Origin of the sequence: Stenotrophomonas terrae (genome assembly GCF_039674165.1) — a bacterium.
Classification (GTDB): Bacteria; Pseudomonadota; Gammaproteobacteria; order Xanthomonadales; family Xanthomonadaceae; genus Stenotrophomonas; species Stenotrophomonas terrae_A.
The window spans coordinates 1-19165 of the sequence record NZ_JBDJMY010000025.1 but is presented as its reverse complement, the minus strand read 5'-3'; the positions used below and the strand labels follow the sequence as shown (position 1 = coordinate 19165).

Below are 19165 nucleotides of genomic sequence, written 5' to 3'. Positions count from 1 at the left end.
GGCGGCGGCCAGGTTCTCTATAATCGTTCCCCTTAATTCATCGAGTTCTGCTGCTTTGACCACCGAAGCCCAAGTCATCAAGACCCAAATGCCCAACCCGGCACCCTCCGTGCCGGCCCTGTTGGCGTCCGTCCATTCCGCCCTTGAAGAGATCAAGGCCCGGGATGCCGTCGAGATCGACGTCCGTGGCAAGTCCAGCGTCGCTGATTACATGGTTGTGGTCTCCGGCACCTCCACCCGTCACGTCAAGTCGATCGGTGAAGAAGTCGTGCGTTTCGCCAAGAACCTGGGCGTGATGCCGCTGGGTGTCGAAGGCGAGCGCGAAGCCGAGTGGGTGCTGGTGGACCTGGGCGACGTCATCGTCCACGTCATGCTGCCGCGCGTGCGCGAGCTGTATGCGCTGGAGCGTCTGTGGACCGTTGGCGACCAGCCGCGCTCTGCCTATGACGACGAAGACGAGCAGGATGCGGGCTGAGCCCCACTGTTCCTGATTCTGTGACGGCGCCGCAGGGCGCCGTCTTCGTTTGTGCCGGCTGACAGGAGGCCACGCATGAAAGCCAGATTGATCGCCACCGGCGAACGCGCACCGGCCTGGGTGGCGCAGGGCTTTGCCGAATATCAGAAGCGCTTGTCGCACTGGCTGCCGCTGGAACTGGTGGAAATCGAGCCGGGCCTGCGCGGCAAGGGCCGCGATCCCAAACGCGCGATCGAGGACGAAGGCAAGCGGGTACTGGCCGCGCTACCCAAGAATCCCTACGTGGTGGCACTGGACGTGCCCGGCCGGCAGCTCAGTTCCGAACAGCTGGCGCAGCGGCTGGAACACTGGCGCACGCAGGGGCGCGACCTGGCATTCCTGATTGGTGGCCCGGAAGGGCATGCCAGCGAGGTGTCCGCAGCGGCCGATGAGAAGTGGTCGATAGGCCCGCTGACCTTGCCGCATATGCTGGTTCGGCTGGTAGTTGCCGAGCAGTTGTATCGCGCAGCAGCGATGTTGGCCAATCACCCCTACCATCGCGCGTAATTAACGTATAGAATGCGCCTCCCCGCCCGAATAGCTCAGCCGGTTAGAGCACTTGACTGTTAATCAGGGGGTCGTTGGTTCGAGTCCAACTTCGGGCGCCAAGATTCAAAGAAAACCCGCATCGTCAGATGCGGGTTTTTTCTTGTCCGCGGTTCAAGCAACCCCGGCGCAGTCGGCGCCGGGGTCGGCAACATCACTTGAACGTGTACTTGGCACCCAGGGTGAAGTAACGGCCAACCGCGCCGCTGTAATGCAGCGGGTTGTAGTTGACCGCGCCATAGGTCTGTGGATCCAGCGGCGCAATGCGATCGGTGACGTTCTGCACCGAGCCGAAGATCTCGAACGCATCGGTTGCACGCCAGCGGCCGGACAGGTCGATGGTGTAGAACGCGCGCAGTTCGCAGCCACGCGGTGCGTCGGAGCCATCGCCATAGCGATTGGCACAGCTGTCACCTTCAAAGGCAACGTTGTCCATGCTGCCGATGTAATTGGCGATGCTGCTGATGCTGAAACGGTCCATGTCCCAGGTCAGGCCGAAGTTCAGACGGTCCTTCGGCGTACCGATGCAATTGGTGACATCGCAGTTGCCGTGGGTGCCGGCGTACTGGAACACGGTGCCGGTGCCATCGTCGCGCTCGAACGAGTTGATGCGGGTCCACTGCAGGTCCATCAACAGTTTGCCGTAGTTGCCCAGTTCCACTCGCTGGCGGATGTCGAAGTCAAACCCGCGGATGGTGGTTGCTGCGGAGTTGATATAGGCAACGCTTACCGCCAACAAGCTGCCGCTGTTGGGAATGCCTGGCAGGTCGTTGTCCGAGCGGATGCCATTGCCGGCAGCCAAGGCCAGGTCGGTATCGCCACTGTTGATCTCATTGGTGCGTTTGATCTGCCATGCATCGAAGGTCATCGTCGTGCTTGAGGTCGGATCCAATACCAGACCAACGGTGTAGCTCTTGGACTTCTCGGGTTTCAGGTTCGGGTCGGGCGAGGTGATGACGGCCAGATTGACCGCGCAGTCCGCAGCGGTTGCGCCGGGGGCCGGGGTGCCACTCGGGCAGCGCACCGGGTCGCGCGCAGTGCTGAAGCCGGCTTGTCCACCATCACCAGCTTCCGCCGGACCCGGTGCACGGAAGCCTTCGGCATAGGTGGCACGCAGCGCGATCCAGTCGGCCGGGGTCCACTTCAAACCGACTTTCGGCGTGGTGGCGGTGTCGCCGCCCTTGTATTTATCAACGCGCAGTGCGCCGGACAATTCCAGTGATTCCAGCACCGGTGCGACGACTTCGGTGTAGGCAACGGCTACTTCCTGGGTGCCTTTGTAGGCCGAATAGCCCAGGCCGATGATGTCGCCCAGATCGGTGTAGCTCTGCGGGTCGAGGTTGGCCTTCTGCCGCCGGTACTCGGCACCGAATGCAAAGCCCAAGGGGCCGCCGGCCAGATCGGCAAGGCTGCGGGTGGCCTTGAAATCGATCATATCCAACGACGTTGATGCGTTGGCATGGATGGTTGGCGAGATGTAGTCATACAGCGCCTGCGAGTTCAGCCCTGCATTGGCGCCAATACGCCACCAGCCCACCGGGCTGTTGGGATCAGTCAATGCGGTGCGGACATGGCTGTAGCGCAGGAAGCCTGTGCGTTCGTTGACCAGTTGGGTCGCCGAGTGCAGATAGGCGGTATCGATATCCCATTCGCCTGCGGTGCCCTTTACGCCAACCAGGAAGCGGGTGAACTCATTGGTGTTGGTGGTCACGCGCGGGCCGACGTCGAAGGCTGCGTAGCGCAGACGTGCGTCCACGCCCAACGGGTTATCGGGGTGGCCGGCACCCAGTACCGTGGCGCCGGGGCCACTGCTGGCATTGACCGGGCCGCCCGGGTAACCCCAGGTGCCGGAGACGCCATTGGGGGTGTTGTAGAACACGTTCTTTTTCTTCGAGTAGCCGAACTCACCGTACATCTCGTAGTTGTCCGACAACACGAAGGTGCCGCGCGCGAACAGATTGCCGAACTCCTCGCTCGGGCTCAGGCTGCGGAAATCCTGGGTTTCCCAAAGGCAGCCACCGCCTGCATCGGCCGGACTGATGTTGGAGAACTGGGCACAGCCGGGCAGCGACTGATACAGCCCGGTTGCCGGGTCGCGGATGCTGCCGACCGGCGAGTTGCCGGCGACGGTGCCGCCTGCGGTGATGGCGCCATTGAGCGGAAAGAACTGCCCGCCTGCCACGCGATCAAAGCCGTAGCGGCCAAGGTCACCATTGCCGATCCATTTGCGGTCGCGGCGATCGGAAATGCGGATGTCATCGGTCTTGCTGAGGTCGATGCTGACGAAGGCGTTGTAGCCATCCGTGTCCAGATCGCCAACGCCTGCGGTCAACGATGCCTTGCGGGCGTTGCCGTCGCTGTCGCCGGAGGTGCCGTAGGACGCCTTGAGCATGGCGCCGGTGAAGTCACGACGCAGGATGATGTTGACCACGCCGGCGATGGCGTCGGAACCGTAGATGGCCGACGCGCCATCCTTCAGCACCTCCACCCGCTCGACCGCATCCATCGGGATGACGCTCAGGTCGGTGAAGACTTTCTGGCCGTCATCGGCCAAGCCATAAGGCGCCATGCGGCGGCCATTGAGCAGGACCAGGGTCGAGGCTGCACCCAGGCCGCGCAGGGAGATGCCCGAGCCGCCGCCGGCAAAGCCGGTACCAAAGCTCTTGGGAATGGAGCCTGCACCATCAGCGGTAAGGGTCTGCAGGTACTCGGCGATGGTGGCCTTGCCGGTACGGTCGATTTCCTGCCGGGTGATGACCTGCACCGGCGAAGCGGTTTCAGTGGTGGCGCGAGGGATGTTGGAGCCGGTGACGGTGATCCGGTCCAGGTTGGTGGCTTTTTCGTCCTGCGCCATGGCCAGCGGTGCGGTCGCTGCCAGGGTCAGGGGGACAAGCAGAAGACGGGTGAGATTGCCTGTTATGGCGTCGCTGAGACGGTTGCTGCGGGGGTAGGTCGAATGTTTCACGGTCTCTCTCCAGGGTACAGCGGCAAGAAGGCCGCCAGAGCGCGGCCAAAGAACATCGACGGCCGCGAATCTAGGTTTCCCATGGGTGACGACGCAGTGAAATAATCATTAATAGCCACAGACAGTTTGGCGGTTCTTATGGCAGCGTTTAGATAGCGCTGCCATAAGGGGCGATACGCCCTGTTCAGCCAAGTTTGAAGTCGACCGGGATCAAGCCATAGGCCTGCACCGGGCGGCCGCCATCGGTAGCGGGTTGGAACTTCCAGCGACGCAGCACCTGATTGCGTGCGGCGGTATCCAGACTGCGGTTGCCGCTGCTGTGCTCGACGCTCACTTCCAGTGGCGTGCCATCCACGTCCACCAATACCCGCAGAGTCACCGTGCCTTGCGCACCGGCGAGCAGGGCATCGCGCGGATAGCCCGGCGGCGGTGCCTTGAGGTAGCGCAACTGCACACCCTGCAGCGGTGTGGAAACAGCGGTCGAATCACTGGCCGGCAGATTGTCGATGGCCGGGGCTACATCCACTGGTGCGGTGACTACCGCTTCGGTGGCGAAGACCGGCATCGGTGCGTGGTCCACCGGTGTGGCCAGCGCCGGCTGCCGTGGTGGTGAAGGCGTGGACGTTACCGGCACGTCGACCGGTGGCGCAGGTGGGTTGGGGACGATGGGTTTGGCGTCGGGCACCTGCCAGCGCTCGCGCACCGCATCGCTGTGGATCGGCACCTGTGACAGCGGGATCAGCAACAGCCCCAAAGCAAATGCGTGCAGGGCCAGCGCGGTGCTGTAGGCGAGGATGCGCGAGGGTTCTACGTGCAGGGACGGACTGCGGTGTTGTTGCGTGCGGACCATGTACCACCTCCATGCGTGGGCGTGTGACAGAGAACAACGCGCGATGACACGGGACGGGGTTGCTGACTGCGGTCCCGTAGCTGCAGTGCGCCTGTTATCGGTGCGCTCGACAAGCGGGGGGATTGTTTCCGGTCAGCTGGCGGACAGCTTGATGGTGCGCAGGTGGGTCCTTGTGGGAGCGGCGTCAGCCGCGAAGCAGATGGATATGCAGCTTTTGTAGGAGCGGCGTCAGCCGCGAAGCAGATACATCTGCAGATGGCACAGCTGCCAAGGGACTTCAGCGGCGTCAGCTTCGCGGCTTACGCCGCTCCTGCACCGGACAGCCGCGAGTGCGGGCCGGCAAGGTCGATGACCAAAACAAAAACGGCGCCCGCAGGCGCCGTTCCGGTTGCGATCGCAAGCGGGCTCAGCGGCCCAGTTCGAACACCACGTCCAGGTTGACCGACACGGTGGTTTCGCCTGGCGACACGGCGGTGTCCATTTCCGCCTTGGCGCTGCGGCCGGCGGACATGGCCATCATCGGCATCGGCCGGAAGCCGCCCTGGTTGCCCTCGGAGATGCTGACAATGCGGCGTACGCGCAGGCCCAGTGCCTTGGCATAGGTCTCGGCGCGGGCCTGGGACTTCTTCAGCGCGGCCAGGCGGGCTTCGTCATAGACCGGCTCGGGCTGGTCGATTTCAAAGCTGGGGCCATTGATCTGGTTTGCCCCCTGCGCGGCCAGGCTGTCCAGCACCTTGCCCAGTTTTGTGATGTCGCGCACCTTCAGGCTGACGGTGTTGTTGGCCTGGTAGCCGGTGATCTTCGGCGGCTCGTTCTCGGCGTAGCGGTACTGCGGGCTGAGGTTGATGCCGCTGGTCTGGATGTCGCGCTCGGCGATGCCAGCGGCCTTGATCGCGGCCATCACCTTGTCCATCTGCACGGCGTTTTCGCGCATGGCGGTGTTGCCATCGACGGCCTGGGTGACCACGCCAGCCGACAGCGTGGCGATGTCTGGAACCCGGTGCGCTTCGGCCTGGGCCGAGACATTGAGCAAGGTGGCATCACTGGCAACGGCGGTGGGCACAGTTTGGGCGTGAGCGGTCATCGAGGCTCCCAGGGCAAGTGACAGGGACAACAACAGTGGAGCAAGGGCAGTACGGCGCATGGTGATCCTCCTTGGCTGGATCGTGAAAGTGACTACGGGGCGATGAACGGGTGGTGAGCCGGCTCGGGGTTGCAGTGACTTTGACTGCTTTGCCGATCATTCAGCCAGCCGCCGCAGGTTATGCTTCCGCGATGCTTTATCTCGCCTCCCGTTCCCCCCGCCGCAACGAACTCCTTTCCCGCCTCGACGTGCCATTCCGGACGTTGGATCTGGACGTGCCTGAAGTGCGGGCGGAAGGTGAACCCGCTGAAGCCTACGTGCGCCGGGTGGCCTTGGACAAGGCGCAGGCCGGCCTGGCGCTGGTCGCCGACGATCCGCAGGCAGTGGTGCTGGGCTCGGATACCGAGGTGGTGCTGGGCGATCGGGTCTACGGCAAGCCGGCCGATGCCGCCGATGCGGCGGCGATGCTGGCCTCCCTGGCCGGGCGCACGCATCGGGTGATCACCGTGGTGGCCCTGGCCGCCGCCGGGCGCCACGCGCTGGAGACAGTGGTCTCGGAGGTGACATTCGCGCCGATGAGTGCGGCGCAGATCCAGGCCTATGTCGCTACCGGTGAACCGATGGGCAAGGCTGGTGGCTATGCCATCCAGGGCGGCGCGGAGCGTTTCATCAGTCATTTGGCTGGCAGCTACTCCGGGGTGATGGGGCTGCCGTTGCAACAGACCGCTGCGCTGCTGGCGGCGTTTGCCGCCGGAGCGGGTGACGATTCCATGGACAAGGGGGAGTGAAGGACGTGTCCGAAGAAATTCTGGTCAATGTCACCCCGCGCGAAACCCGCGTGGCTGTGATCGAAAATGGCATGTTGCAGGAGCTGCACATCGAGCGCGGTTGGCGCCGGGGCGTGGTCGGCAACATCTACAAGGGCAAGGTGCAGCGGGTGATGCCGGGCATGCAGGCGGCCTTCGTCGAGGTGGGGCTGGACCGCGCTGCGTTCCTGCACGCCAACGATGTGGTGCGGCCGGCGCCGGTTGCCGCCGATACCGACGAAACCGCGCCCAGCCTGCCACTGCCGTCCTCGGTGCCGATCGTCGAGCTGCTGCGCGATGGTCAGGACGTGGTGGTGCAGGTGGTCAAGGACCCGATCAGCACCAAGGGCGCCCGCCTGACCACCCAGATCAGCATCCCGTCGCGTTATCTGGTGCTGCTGCCGCAGTCCAAGATGGTCGGCGTGTCGGCGCGGATCGAGGATGAAGGCGAGCGCGCACGGCTGAAATCGCTGGTGACCGAAATTTCGGCCCAGCACGGCGGCTACGGCTACATCGTGCGCACCAACGCCGAAGGCCAGCCGGCCGAGGCGCTGGCCGAAGACATCTCCTATCTGTCGCGGGTGTGGGCCGTGGTGGAGCGGCGTGGCCGCGAAGCACCGCCGTGCAGCATCATCTATGAAGACCTGAGCCTGCCGCTGCGTTCGGTGCGCGACCTGATCCGCAAGGACGTGGACAAGGTCAAGGTCGACTCCAAGGAAACTTTCGGCCAGCTGCAGGCCTTTGTCGCCAAATACATGCCGGTGCTGGGCGAGAAGCTGGAGCTGTATACCGGCGACCGCCCGATCTTCGACATGTTCGGGGTCGAGGACGAGATCGTCCGCGCCTTGAACAAGCAGGTGCCGCTCAAATCCGGCGGCTACCTGGTCATCGACCAGACCGAGGCGATGACCACCATCGACGTCAACACCGGTTCCTTCGTTGGCCAGCGCAATCTCGAAGAGACCGTGTTCCGCACCAATCTGGAAGCGGCGCAGACGGTGGCCCGGCAGCTGCGGCTGCGCAACCTGGGCGGCATCATCATCATCGACTTCATCGACATGGATGACGCCGAACACCGCCGCCAGGTGCTGCGCACGCTGGAAAAGGCACTGGCCCGCGACCACGCAAAGACCACGGTGTACGACTTCTCGCCGCTGGGTCTGGTGGAAATGACCCGCAAGCGCACGGTCGAGAGCCTGGAACGGCAGCTGTCGGAAACCTGCCCGCAATGCAGCGGCCGCGGCAGCATCAAGACCGCCGAGACCGTCACCTACGAAATCTTCCGCGAGATCACCCGCGCCGTGCGTCAGTTCGAGGCCGCGCGCCTGCTGGTGATCGCCTCCAGCAAAGTGGTTGCCCGCATCACCGACGAAGAGTCGGCCGCGGTCGCCGAGCTGGAGGAGTTCCTGGGCAAGAGCATCCGCTTCCAGGCCGATGATCAATACCTGCAGGAGCAGTTCGATGTCGTGCTGCTCTGAGCACGCTCACTTCGCGGCACGGAAGCACGAAGTGAGCTGATGACAACGTTGTTGCGCCACCGCCTACGCCGCTTCCGTCGCTACGCCTTGATGGCATTGGCGATGGCGTTGGTGTGCGTTGCCCTGCTGGTGGGCACGGTCAGCCAGCTGCTGCCGATGGTGGAGGCGCATCCGGACAAGGTTGCCGCCTGGCTCAGCGAGCGCGCCGGCCAGCCGGTGGCCTTCGACCGCCTGGATACGCGCTGGACCCGGCGCGGCCCGCTGCTGCAACTCGATGGGCTGCGGATTGGCGAAGGTGACGGCGTACGCATTGGTCAGGCCGAAGTATTGGTGGCGGTGTATTCGGGCCTGCTGCCCGGCGCACCGCTGACCGAGCTGCGCCTGCGCGGGCTGGCATTGACCCTGCAACGTGACGATGACGGCCGCTGGTCGGTGCGCGGCTTGCCCAGTTCCAAGGCCGGCGGCGATCCGCTGGAAACCCTGCGCAGGCTCGGAGAGCTGCAGGTGATTGGTGGCCAGCTGCAGATACAGGCACCGTCGATCGGTCTGCAGACCCGCGTCCCGCGCATCGACCTGCGCCTGCGCGTGGATGGGCAACGCCTGCGGGTGGGTGCCAAGGGCTGGATCGATACCGGCGCCGCACCGGTCACTGCGGTATTGGATTTCCAACGCCAGCGCGGGGACGGGCAGGCCTGGTTTTCGGCCGATCCCGCCGAGCTGGGCGCGTGGGCACCGCTGTTGAAGTTCGCCGGGCTGCAGATACGCCAGGGCAAGGGCGAGCTGCAGGGCTGGGTGCAGTTGCGTGACAAGCGGGTAGTGGCAGTCACCGCCGAAGGCGAGCTGGAAGCCGTGCAGTTGGCCGGTGCGCCGCTGCAGGCAGGTGACGCCCCGCCAAGCCTGGCATTCAGCAACCTGCAGCTGCGCGCGCGCTGGAAGGCCATCGACGGCGGCTGGCGGCTTGACGCGCCACGTCTGCGGATCGCAGCCAACGGCGCTACCCAGACCCTGGACGGCTTGCTGCTGGCAGGTGGAAAACATTTTGCGGTGCAGGGCAAGCAACTTGATGCCGGCCCGCTGCTGCAGGTGGCAGCGCTCAGCGACCGGCTCGAACCCAGCCTGCGGCGTTGGCTGCAGCGCTCGCAGCCCTCGCTGCGCTTTGCCGATATCAGTCTGTTGGGAACTGCCGATGGCGCGGTGCGTGGCAGTGGCGAGCTGCTCGATGCCAGTTTCGCGCCGGTCGGTGGCAGCCCGGGAATCAGTGGCCTGCGCGGCCATTTTGAAGGCGACGCGCAGGCGTTCTCGCTCGCGCTGAAGCCCGATCACGTGGTGCGCTTTGATTGGCCCACCGGCTTCGGCGTGCTGCATGAGCTGCAACTCTCCGGTGACCTGGTCGGCTGGCGCGAAGGTGCCGGCTGGCAGGTGGGCACGCCTGCGCTGCGCATGCAGGGCCTCAACTATGCCGCTGACATACGCGGCGGCTTGTGGTTCCAGGGCGACGGCACCCGGCCGTGGATCAACCTGGCGGCCAAGATCGACGACGTACCTATGACCGCTGCCAAGCAGTTCTGGGTGCGCTCGAACATGAGCGAGGCGGCAGTGAAGTGGCTGGATGCGGCGCTGGTGGATGGCACCCTGCGCGGCGGCACCGGTCTGGCGGTGGGCGATCTGGACGATTGGCCGTTCACCGGCAACAACGGCCGTTTCGAGGCCGGCGGCCGCATCGATGACGGCGCCATCCGCTTCCAGCAGGACTGGCCGTTGATGCAGCACGTCAACGCCGATATCACCTTCGTCGGCGGCGGCTTCGATCTGCATGGGCGCGGCGATCTGGCCGGGGTCAAGGTCGATCAGCTGCGTGCGGGCATCGCCAGTTTCCGTGAATCCAAGCTGGAGGTGCAGGCCAGCACGGTGGATGAAAGTGCGCGTCTGCTGGCGATGCTGCGGCAGACACCGCTCCAGGCCAGCTATGGCGACACGCTGGACAATCTGACAGTGAGCGGGCCGGCTGCTGTCAGTTTTGACCTGTTGCTGCCGTTGCATCACGACAGCGCCGGCCACCTGCAGGGTGATATCGATCTGCGTGGCATGCGCATGGCCGACAAACGCTGGGACCTGCAGTTCGACGGCGTGCGCGGCAAGGCGCAGTACAGCAGCGAGGGCTTCGACGCGCCGGCGCTGCAGGTGCGGCATCAGGAACGTGACGGCGTGCTGGCGCTGCGCGCCGGCAAGCCGGTGAAGGATCCTGCCCATGCGTTCGAGGCCGAACTGAGCGCGGACCTGGATGCGGGCAAGCTGTTGGATCGCGCGCCGGAGTTGGCGTGGCTCAAGCCCTATGTACATGGCACTTCGGCATGGACGGTCGGGGTCAGCCTGCCCAAGGTGGCGGCAGCTGCGCGCAGCGGTCCGCCGACGCTGCTGACGCTGCGCTCGGACCTGCAGGGCACCCGCCTGCAGCTGCCGGCGCCCTTGAACAAGCCCGCCGCCGATGCCCTGACCACCACGGTGCAGGCTGCCTTGCCGATGGGCGCCGGGCGTATCGATGTCTCCTTCGGCAAATTGATGGCGCTGGCCGCACGCAGCCAGAACGGCAAGACCGGCGTGCAGGTCACCATGGGCAATGACCGCGTCGATCACGAACCGCCGGCCGAGGGTCTGGTGGTCAATGGCCGCACGCCCTCGCTGGATGCGCTGGAGTGGATCACCCTGGCGCGTGGCGGCGACAGCAATGGCAGCGACGGCGGCGTGGCACTGAAACAGGTGGACGTACTGGCCGACCAGCTGATGATGGTGGGCGGGCGTTTTGCGCAGACCCGGCTGCAGCTGCGCCCGGGTGCCGATGCGGTCGCGGTGCAGCTCGATGGCCCGGCGCTTGCCGGCAATCTGCGCGTGCCAACCGCCGATGGCGGCACGGTCAGCGGGCAGCTGGCGCGGGTGTATTGGCAGCCTGCCGCAGCGGCAACGGCCGAGTCCAGCGACACCCCGGCCGAGCCCATCAATCCGGCCAACATCCCACCGTTGGCACTGGATATCGACGACCTGCAGTTTGCCGCGATCAAACTCGGCCAGACCCGGCTGCGCACGCGACCGACCGGCGACGGCCTGCAGGTACAGGAATTGGCGATACGCGCGCCCAAGCAGGTCATCGACGTGCACGGGCAGTGGCGTGGAATGGGCGCGCAGGCGCGCACCCAGGCAACGGCGGACGTACAGAGCGAAGACCTCGGCGACCTGCTGCAGCGTTTGGGCTACGCCGGCCAATTGCGGGGCGGGCAAGGCAAGGCACGCTTGCAGGCAGGCTGGCAGGGCGGGCCGATGGCCTTCAACCTGGCCAGCCTGGAAGGTGGCCTGGATCTGGACCTGCGCAACGGCCAGCTGCTGGAAGTGGACCCGGGCGCCGGCCGCGTGCTTGGCCTGCTCAGCGTGGCGCAGCTGCCACGGCGCTTGCTGTTTGATTTCCGCGACCTGTTTTCCAAGGGCCTGGCGTTCAACCACGTCGAAGGCGCGATGCGCTTCGGCAATGGCCAGGCCAGCACCGACAAGATCGCCATTGAGGCGCCGGCAGCGGAAATCACCATCCGCGGCCAAGCGGATCTGGTTGCCCAGCAGTTCAACCAGACCATCGATGTGAACCCGCGCTCGGGCAATCTGCTGACCGTGGTAGGCGCGGTGGCCGGCGGTCCAGTGGGCGCTGCGGTAGGTGCCGCAGCCAATGCGGTGCTGGGCAAGCCGCTGGGCGAAATCGGCTCCAAGACCTATAAGGTGACCGGGCCCTGGAAAGATCCCAAGGTCGAAGTGCTGGACCGTGAGGCGGCCCGCATGCCGCCGCCGGCGGTTACACCCGGGGCTGCAGGCAGCCCCTGAATCACTGCAGGCTTGCATGAGGCGGGTCTGCCCCCATCTGGATTGACATGACCGAAAACGCTCTCACGCTCGCCGAAACCCGCCTGCTGCTGCCTTCAGGGCTGGATGCCAATCGTCTGGAACGCACCTTTGGCACCTTGTTGGGGCCGGGTATCGATTTTGGTGACCTGTACTTCCAGCATTCGCGCCGGGAGAGCTGGAGCGTGGAGGACGGCATCGTCAAGGACGGTGCGCATTCGATCGAACAAGGCGTCGGTGTGCGCGCGATAGCCGGTGAAAAGACCGGTTTTGCGTATTCGGACGACATCCAGCCGGCCGCATTGTTGGCGGCGGCGCAGTCGGCGCGGGCGATCTCCCGCGAGGGCGGCGAACAGAACGTGCGCTCGCTGGTGCGCGGCACCGGTCGCGCGCTGTACCCGGCGCTGGACCCGGTGGACAGCATCGGCAACGAAACCAAGGTGGAAGTACTCAAGCGCCTGGACCGTTACCTGCGCGCGGCGGACACGCGTGTGCAGCAGGTGATGGTGAGCCTGTCCGGTGGTGTCGATACGGTGCTGATCGCGCGCAGCGACGGCGTGCTGGCGGCCGATGTACGCCCGCTGGTGCGGCTCAATGTGCAGGTCATCGTTGAACAGAACGGTCGTCGCGAGTCCGGTTATGCCGGTGGCGGCGGCCGCTACAGCTACCAGGAACTGTTTGCAGGCGAACGCCCGGAAGCCTTTGCCCGCGAGGCACTGCGCCAGGCGCTGGTGAATCTGGAAGCCATTCCGGCCCCGGCCGGGGTGATGCCGGTGGTGCTTGGCCCGGGCTGGCCGGGCGTGCTGCTGCACGAAGCGGTCGGCCACGGTCTGGAAGGTGACTTCAACCGCAAGGGCACCAGTGTCTATGCCGGCCGGATCGGAGAGCGTGTGGCCTCACCGGGTGTGACCATCGTCGATGACGGCACTCTGGATGGGCGCCGTGGCTCCTTGAACATCGATGACGAAGGCACACCGACCCAGTGCACCACCCTGATCGAGGACGGCATCCTGGTCGGCTACATGCAGGACACGCTCAACGCGCGTTTGATGGGCGTTGCGCCGACCGGCAATGGCCGCCGCGAATCCTTCGCGCACATGACCATGCCGCGCATGACCAATACCTATATGCGCGCTGGCAACCATGATCCGCAGGAGATGATCCGTTCGGTGAAAAAGGGCCTGTACGCGGTCAATTTCGGCGGCGGCCAGGTCGACATCACCAGTGGCAAGTACGTGTTCTCGGCGACCGAGGCTTACCTGATCGAAGACGGCAAAATCACCGCGCCGGTGAAGGGCGCGACCCTGATCGGCAACGGCCCGGAGACCATGCAGAAGGTGCGCATGATCGGCAACGATCTGGCATTGGATGAAGGCGTGGGCATCTGCGGCAAGGACGGGCAGAGCGTGCCGGTCGGTGTCGGCCAGCCGTCGTTGCTGATTGATGGGCTGACGGTGGGTGGCACGCAGGCTTGAGGGTGCGGTTGAAGAGCCCCCCTCATCCGCCCTCCGGGCACCTTCTCCCGTAAACGGGAGAAGGGACAGCTGGCATTTGGAATTCTGTGGCGTCAGTTCGAACTGCAGCTCTGCAATTCCTTCTCCCGCTTGCGGGAGAAGGTGCCCCGAAGGGGCGGATGAGGGGAAGCTTTTCGCTACAGAACCAAACCAGCAGCAAACCCCCTCAACCCAGATCAATCCTGCGCGTCGTCGTCATCCACATCATCAGCATCGTCATCACCGCCGCCAACTTCCGCAGCCGCACTCAATACCGGCACCAGCATCAGCTCGCGCAGTACCTGGTAGATCTCGCGGTAGGCGCGCGGCGGCTTGTTCTTGGCTTTCTCGGCCAGCGCATTGCGGACCAGCGTGCGCAGCCCCTGACGGTCGGCTTCCGGGTGCTCGTCCAGCAGCTCACCCAGGGCGACGTCGCCCTCGGTCATCAAACGCTCACGCCAGCGCTCCATGCGGTGCATGATGGCCACTTCACGGCGCGAGGTCTCGCTGTTGGCGTCCAGCGCGTCGCGGATCGCTTCCAGGGTTTCGTCTTCCTCGCGGCGCATCTGCTTGGCAAGGAACGCCAGCTGGCGCTTGCGGGCACCGTGCGAGGTGATGCGCTTGGTGTACTCGATGTGTTCCAGCATGCCTTCCGGGATAGGCAGGCGTGCCAGCTGGGCCGGGGTCAGCTCCACCAGGGTTTCGCCCAGCGCCAGCACCTCCAGCGCTTCGCGCCGGTTCTGGCTACGGCTTTCGCCCAAAAATTCACCGGTTTCTTGATCGCGTCCGCGCATCGCACTGCTACCTACTAAACTTCATGACAGGAAAGCCGGGCGCTCGCCGGGCTTCACGAGGGATCCCCGTCACACCGCCGCCAGTCAGGCAAGACCGGGCAGATGTGAAGGGATTCGGCCACCAAGGATAAAGCATTGAACGTCATTAGCACCCAAAACCCTGCCGTCGACGACAGCCTGCAGCGCCTGGAGCGGTTGACCGGCATCTCCCAGCGGTTGCTGGAGCGGGCCCGCGCGATGGGCGCCAGCCAGGCCGAGGTCAGTTGCAGCGAGGACCGCGGTCTGGATGTGAACGTGCGCCTGGGTGAGGTCGAGACGGTCGAGGCTACCCACGACCGCGGCATCGCGGTGACCGTGTATTTCGGCCAGCGCAAGGGCAGTGCCAGCACCGCCGACCTGCAGGAGTCCAGCCTGGAAGCCACCGTGGCGCAGGCCTGCGCGATCGCCCGGCATACCGAAGATGACCCTGCCGCCGGTCTTGCCGACCCGGCCCTGATGGCCACCGAATTCCCCGATCTGGACGGTTGGCACCCTTGGGAGCTCACTGCCGAACAGGCGCTGGACCTGGCCCTGGCCTGCGAATCGGCAGGCCGCCAGAGCGATAGCCGCATCAGCAACTCCGACGGCGCCTCGGCCTCCACCGCGCAGAGCGTGTCGGTCTACGCCAACTCGCATGGCTTCATCGGCCGTGATCGCAGCAGCCACCATTCCATCGGCTGCGCGCTGATTGCCGGGCAGGGCGACGGCATGCAGCGCGATGGCTGGTATACCAGCGCCATCGCCCGCGAAGACCTGGACGACCCGGCGGCGGTAGGCCTGCGTGCGGCCGAGCGCACCGTGGCGCGGCTGCAGCCGCGCTCGTTGCCGACCGGCGAGGTGCAGGTGCTGTTCGCTGCGGAAATGGCGCGTTCCTTGGTAGGCCACCTGCTCAGCGCGGTGTCTGGCGGCGCGCTGTACCGGCGTGCCAGCTTCCTGCTCGACAGCGTGGACACCCAGCTGTTCCCGGAGTGGTTTGGCATTGACGAGTTGCCGCTGCTGCGTCGCGGCCTGCGTTCCAGTTCCTACGACGGCGAAGGCGTGGCTACCCGCAATTCGGCCCTGATCACCGACGGCGTATTGCAGCGCTACATCCTGGGCAGCTACTCGGCGCGCAAGCTGGGCCTGCAGACCACCGCCAATGCCGGCGGCGTGCACAACCTGAAAGTGAAGGCCAATGCAGGCGATCGCGCGTCCATGCTGTCAGGTATGGGAACCGGTCTGCTGGTGACCGAACTGATGGGGCAGGGCGTGAATGGCATCACCGGCGACTACTCGCGCGGCGCCGGTGGTTTCTGGGTGGAGAACGGGCAGATCGCCTACCCGGTGGACGGCATCACCATCGCCGGCAACCTCAAGCAGATGTTTGCCGGTATTGAAGCGGTGGGCACCGACGTGGATAAGCGCTCGCATGTCTCGGTCGGCTCGATCCTGGTCGGCAAAATGACCGTGGCAGGTAATGATTGACGCAGTCTTGGTAAACAGCGGACTATTCTTATGTGGGAGCTAGTGCGCTCCCTATAGCTGTCAGCCAATATTGATACGCCCTTTACAAGGATCTTGGGGAACAATGAGCGATTACCAGAACACTCCGCCGCCGCCGCCGACCAGCGCCGGTGCTTCCGACGACAACAGCATTGCAATGCTGGTGCATCTGTCGGGCATCTTTTTCAGCTTCATCGTGCCGCTGATCGTTTGGCTGGTGAACAAGGACAAGCCGGAAAAGGCCTTCTTGAATGCAAACTCGAAGGAAGCGCTGAACTTCCAGCTCACGCTGCTGGGCGCGTACTTCATCAGCGGCATCCTGATGGTCGTGCTGATCGGCTTCCTGACCTATGCCGTGGCATGGATTGGTGGCCTGGTGTTCGCGATTCTTGCTGGCCTGGCGGCCAACAAGGGCGAGACCTATCGCTATCCGATGACCATCCGCCTGATCAAGTAATCGGCGCGAAGGTTGTTTGGCAGAAAGCCCGGCGAAAGCCGGGCTTTTTGTTTTTGTGCGTTTGGGTGCAGTGCGGCTTTGCCGCTTTGCCCCCTCCCTTTGCCGAAGGCAAGGGGAGGGCTGGGGAGGGGTTGGCCGTTCGCGGCCATGCAGGCAGTGCCAACTTCGCGGCTGACGCCGCTCCCACAAACCCCGAATCAATGCGAGCGACGTACCGTCAGTTCGGCCAATGCCGCCAACGCTGCCGCACGCTGGCCGAACGGAATCAATGCTGCCTGCATCGCGGTTGCCAGTTCGGCCAGGGTCGCCTTGGCGCCGTCCATGCCCAGCAATGAGGGGAAGGTCGACTTGTCCTGGGCCTGGTCCTTGCCGGCGGTCTTGCCCAACTGCTCGGAGCTGGCCTCGACATCGAGGATATCGTCGCGGACCTGGAAGGCCAGGCCCAAGGTGTCGGCAAAGCTGTCCAGCTGTGCAAGCTGGGCGTCGCTGGCCTCGCCGCACAACGCGCCCATGCGCACTGCCGCGCGGATCAGCGCGCCGGTCTTCAGCGCATGCATATGCTTGAGATCAGCCAATGCCTGTTGTTGACCGGTAGCGTCGATGTCCAGGGCCTGCCCACCGCACATGCCGCTGGCGCCAGAGGCGCCTGCCAATGTCTTTATGCAGTTCAGCGCCAATGCCGGTGGCATCCAGGCGTCGGCGAGGATCTCAAAGGCGCGGGTCTGCAGGGCATCGCCGGCGAGGATCGCGGTGGCCTCGTCAAAGGCGATATGGGTGGTCGGGCGGCCGCGGCGCAGGTCGTCATCGTCCATTGCCGGCAGGTCGTCGTGTACCAGCGAATAGGCGTGGATCAGCTCGACTGCTACCGCAGCGGCATCCAGGCGCGCTTCTTCGGCCGCGAACAGGTAGCCGGCTGCATAGACCAGCATCGGCCGCATGCGCTTGCCGCCGCCCAGCGCCGCATAGCGCATGGCCTGGTGCAGGCGTTGCGGGGCAAGCTCCGGGTCGGGCAGGGCGTCCTGCAGCTGTTCTTCGGTGCGCTCAAGCCAGCGGGTGAGCAGGGCGTCAGTCTTCATTGCCACTGCTTTCAAAGGGTTCGGACTTTTCCGGCTGGCCCGGGTCGGTGAGCAGGCGTACGCGCAGCTGGGCCTGTTCCAGCGCCTGCTGGCACTGGCGATAAAGGCCAACGCCACGTTCGTATGCGGTCAGCGACTGTTCCAGACTCAGGTCGCCGGCTTCCATCTTCTCGACCAGTTGCTCCAGTTCTTCAAGCGACTGCTCGAAGTGGGCCACCGGCGAGGTTTCATTGGGGGACTTCTTTGCCATGGCGCAAGTGTGAGCGGGCAGCGGGAAAGGGTCAATTCACCGGATCTGGCGGTTGCCATTCAAGATGGCCGCCGTGCGCCTGCAACCAGGCCTGCAGCGGCGCCGAGATGACCCGGTCAGCGGCCGCCAGCACGCTGTCGCCATCGCATAGCAGCGGCAGTTGCGCGCGCAGCCACGGTGGCACATCCGAGTGCTGCAGGCGGTGTTTGAGCTGGTGGCTGTGGTTGCGCCCAGCCAGCTGGATGCGCTCGCCGCCTTGGCGTTGGCGCAGGAGCAGGGGTTGATCAAACGCCGCTGCGCCGTGCAGGAACAGCATGCCGCCATCGGGCAGCCGCGCCGGCTCGGCGCCGTTCCATTGCTGGCTCCAGCCCTTGGGCCAAGCCGGCAGCAAGGGGGCGGCATGCAGTTGATCGCGCCAGCGTACGACCCGTGCGCGTTGCCAGCGGAATTCAGCCTGCTGGTCGCTATCGGCGGTCAGCAGCTGTTGCTGGATTGCCTGCACACCCTTGGCCGGCAGCGGCGGCAACCGTTGCTGCTGGGCCCACAGGCGCAGCACGCGGGCTTGCTGCGCAGCGCTGAGCTGCTTGAGCGGGCTGAGCTGCAGCGTGTCGCCGTTGCCCAGACATTGCTGCAGCAGGTCGGCGTCATTGCCGCCCAACAACTGCGCCGCCTGCGCCGCGAGGCCTGCGCTGCGTGCCATCGCCGCAGCGGCATGCGGCCAGCGCTGACGCAGCAGCGGCATCACCTGCAGGCGCAGGAAATTGCGGTCGAAATCCGCGCTGTCATTGCTGGGATCATCAATCCAGTGCAGTTGCTGCTGTTGTGCATAGGCCTCCAGCGCGGCGCGCGGCACGTTCAGCAGCGGCCGCCACAGCGTGCCGGGGCCGAAGTCGCGCTGCCCGCGCATCGCGCCGAGCCCATCCACGCTGGAGCCACGCAGGGCACGCAGCAGGAAGGTTTCTGCCTGGTCGTCCTGATGATGGGCCAATGCAAGCCACTCGCCTTGGCCCAGATGGACTTTGAAGGCGGCATGGCGCGCATCGCGCGCGGCGGCTTCCAGGCCGCGGCCGGCGTCTCTAGGCACATCGACATGGGCTACCTGCAGCGGGATGTTCCATTGCGCGCAGAGTTCGATGCAGTGTTGCTGCCAGTCATCGGCGACCGATTGCAGGCCATGGTGTACGTGCAAGGCGCGCAGGCTGCCAGGTTGGCGCCCCGGCGCGTTGGCGAGCAGGTGCAGCAGCACTGTCGAATCCAGGCCGCCGCTGAAGCCGACCATCACCGGGATGTCGGTTGCGTCCTGCAGGAGAGTGGGAGAAAGCGGATTCATGGCCGCGCCGAGTATCGGCGGCGGCGGCGATGGCTGCAATTGTTGCTGCAACTGGGTTGTGGGAGCGGGCGCGGCCCCCGAACCCGGGGGGCGGCCGGGTTGGGGGGGGGGTGGGATGTAAA

Annotated in this window: 15 protein-coding genes and 1 tRNA gene; 9 read left to right on the top strand and 7 right to left on the bottom strand. The window is 65.2% G+C overall.

What is annotated here, in order from left to right:
• The first annotated feature begins 55 nt into the window (after window positions 1–55).
• The 3 genes from rsfS (at window position 56) to ABE493_RS12090 (ending at window position 1122) form a co-directional block, all read left to right on the top strand.
• Window positions 56–475, top strand: coding sequence for a ribosome silencing factor (gene rsfS, locus ABE493_RS12100; RefSeq protein ID WP_346499161.1), 420 nt, complete (start codon window positions 56–58; stop codon window positions 473–475).
• 75 nt (window positions 476–550) lie between these two features.
• Window positions 551–1021 (top strand): 23S rRNA (pseudouridine(1915)-N(3))-methyltransferase RlmH, encoded by a 471-nt coding sequence (rlmH, locus tag ABE493_RS12095; RefSeq protein WP_346499160.1) that lies wholly within the window; start codon window positions 551–553, stop codon window positions 1019–1021.
• Window positions 1022–1045: 24 nt separating this feature from the next.
• Window positions 1046–1122 (top strand) — tRNA-Asn (locus tag ABE493_RS12090).
• Window positions 1123–1214: 92 nt separating this feature from the next.
• Here ABE493_RS12090 and ABE493_RS12085 read toward each other — a convergent pair.
• The 3 genes from ABE493_RS12085 to ABE493_RS12075 all read right to left on the bottom strand — a co-directional run bounded on the left by ABE493_RS12085 (window position 1215) and on the right by ABE493_RS12075 (window position 6019).
• Complete coding sequence (locus tag ABE493_RS12085; RefSeq protein ID WP_430980767.1) at window positions 1215–4025, bottom strand: TonB-dependent receptor; 2811 nt, start codon at window positions 4023–4025, stop codon at window positions 1215–1217.
• A 184-nt stretch (window positions 4026–4209) separates the two neighbouring features.
• Window positions 4210–4875 (bottom strand): energy transducer TonB, encoded by a 666-nt coding sequence (locus ABE493_RS12080; protein ID WP_346499159.1) that lies wholly within the window; start codon window positions 4873–4875, stop codon window positions 4210–4212.
• Between the two features lie 406 nt (window positions 4876–5281).
• A complete protein-coding gene (locus ABE493_RS12075; protein ID WP_346499158.1) occupies window positions 5282–6019 on the bottom strand; it encodes an SIMPL domain-containing protein in 738 nt (245 codons plus the stop codon).
• A 131-nt stretch (window positions 6020–6150) separates the two neighbouring features.
• On the opposite strand from ABE493_RS12075, the gene ABE493_RS12070 reads away from it, so the two are divergent.
• Genes ABE493_RS12070 through tldD form a run of 4 tightly spaced genes read left to right on the top strand, consistent with a single transcriptional unit; the run spans window position 6151 to window position 13597 of the window.
• Complete coding sequence (locus ABE493_RS12070) at window positions 6151–6747, top strand: Maf family nucleotide pyrophosphatase (RefSeq protein ID WP_346499157.1); 597 nt, start codon at window positions 6151–6153, stop codon at window positions 6745–6747.
• A 5-nt stretch (window positions 6748–6752) separates the two neighbouring features.
• Window positions 6753–8243 carry a ribonuclease G gene (rng, locus tag ABE493_RS12065; RefSeq protein WP_057627141.1) on the top strand — a complete coding sequence of 497 codons (1491 nt, stop codon included), beginning with the start codon at window positions 6753–6755 and terminating at the stop codon, window positions 8241–8243.
• Window positions 8244–8282: 39 nt separating this feature from the next.
• Window positions 8283–12104 (top strand): YhdP family protein, encoded by a 3822-nt coding sequence (locus ABE493_RS12060; protein WP_346499156.1) that lies wholly within the window; start codon window positions 8283–8285, stop codon window positions 12102–12104.
• Window positions 12105–12151: 47 nt separating this feature from the next.
• Entirely contained in the window at window positions 12152–13597 is a 1446-nt protein-coding gene (gene tldD, locus ABE493_RS12055) for a metalloprotease TldD (protein ID WP_346499155.1), read from the top strand.
• A gap of 215 nt (window positions 13598–13812) precedes the next feature.
• On the opposite strand, the gene yjgA is transcribed toward tldD, so the two are convergent.
• Window positions 13813–14409: a ribosome biogenesis factor YjgA gene (gene yjgA, locus ABE493_RS12050; protein WP_346499154.1), complete on the bottom strand. Its 597-nt coding sequence runs from the start codon at window positions 14407–14409 to the stop codon at window positions 13813–13815.
• A gap of 135 nt (window positions 14410–14544) precedes the next feature.
• Here yjgA and pmbA point away from each other — a divergent pair, with 135 nt between their 5' ends.
• Both pmbA and ABE493_RS12040 read left to right on the top strand, forming a co-directional pair.
• Window positions 14545–15912, top strand: coding sequence for a metalloprotease PmbA (gene pmbA / locus ABE493_RS12045; protein WP_346499153.1), 1368 nt, complete (start codon window positions 14545–14547; stop codon window positions 15910–15912).
• A gap of 103 nt (window positions 15913–16015) precedes the next feature.
• Window positions 16016–16387 carry a DUF4870 domain-containing protein gene (locus tag ABE493_RS12040; protein WP_057627087.1) on the top strand — a complete coding sequence of 124 codons (372 nt, stop codon included), beginning with the start codon at window positions 16016–16018 and terminating at the stop codon, window positions 16385–16387.
• Between the two features lie 197 nt (window positions 16388–16584).
• Here the strand turns inward: ABE493_RS12040 and ABE493_RS12035 are convergent, their stop codons facing one another.
• The 3 genes from ABE493_RS12035 to tilS are packed head-to-tail and all read right to left on the bottom strand — an operon-like array spanning window position 16585 to window position 19043.
• Window positions 16585–17463 (bottom strand): polyprenyl synthetase family protein, encoded by an 879-nt coding sequence (locus tag ABE493_RS12035; RefSeq protein WP_346499152.1) that lies wholly within the window; start codon window positions 17461–17463, stop codon window positions 16585–16587.
• Window positions 17453–17713: an exodeoxyribonuclease VII small subunit gene (locus tag ABE493_RS12030; RefSeq protein WP_346499151.1), complete on the bottom strand. Its 261-nt coding sequence runs from the start codon at window positions 17711–17713 to the stop codon at window positions 17453–17455. The genes ABE493_RS12035 and ABE493_RS12030 overlap by 11 nt, the downstream gene beginning before the upstream one ends.
• 31 nt (window positions 17714–17744) lie before the next feature.
• Window positions 17745–19043: a tRNA lysidine(34) synthetase TilS gene (tilS, locus tag ABE493_RS12025; RefSeq protein WP_346499150.1), complete on the bottom strand. Its 1299-nt coding sequence runs from the start codon at window positions 19041–19043 to the stop codon at window positions 17745–17747.
• Window positions 19044–19165 lie beyond the last annotated feature (122 nt).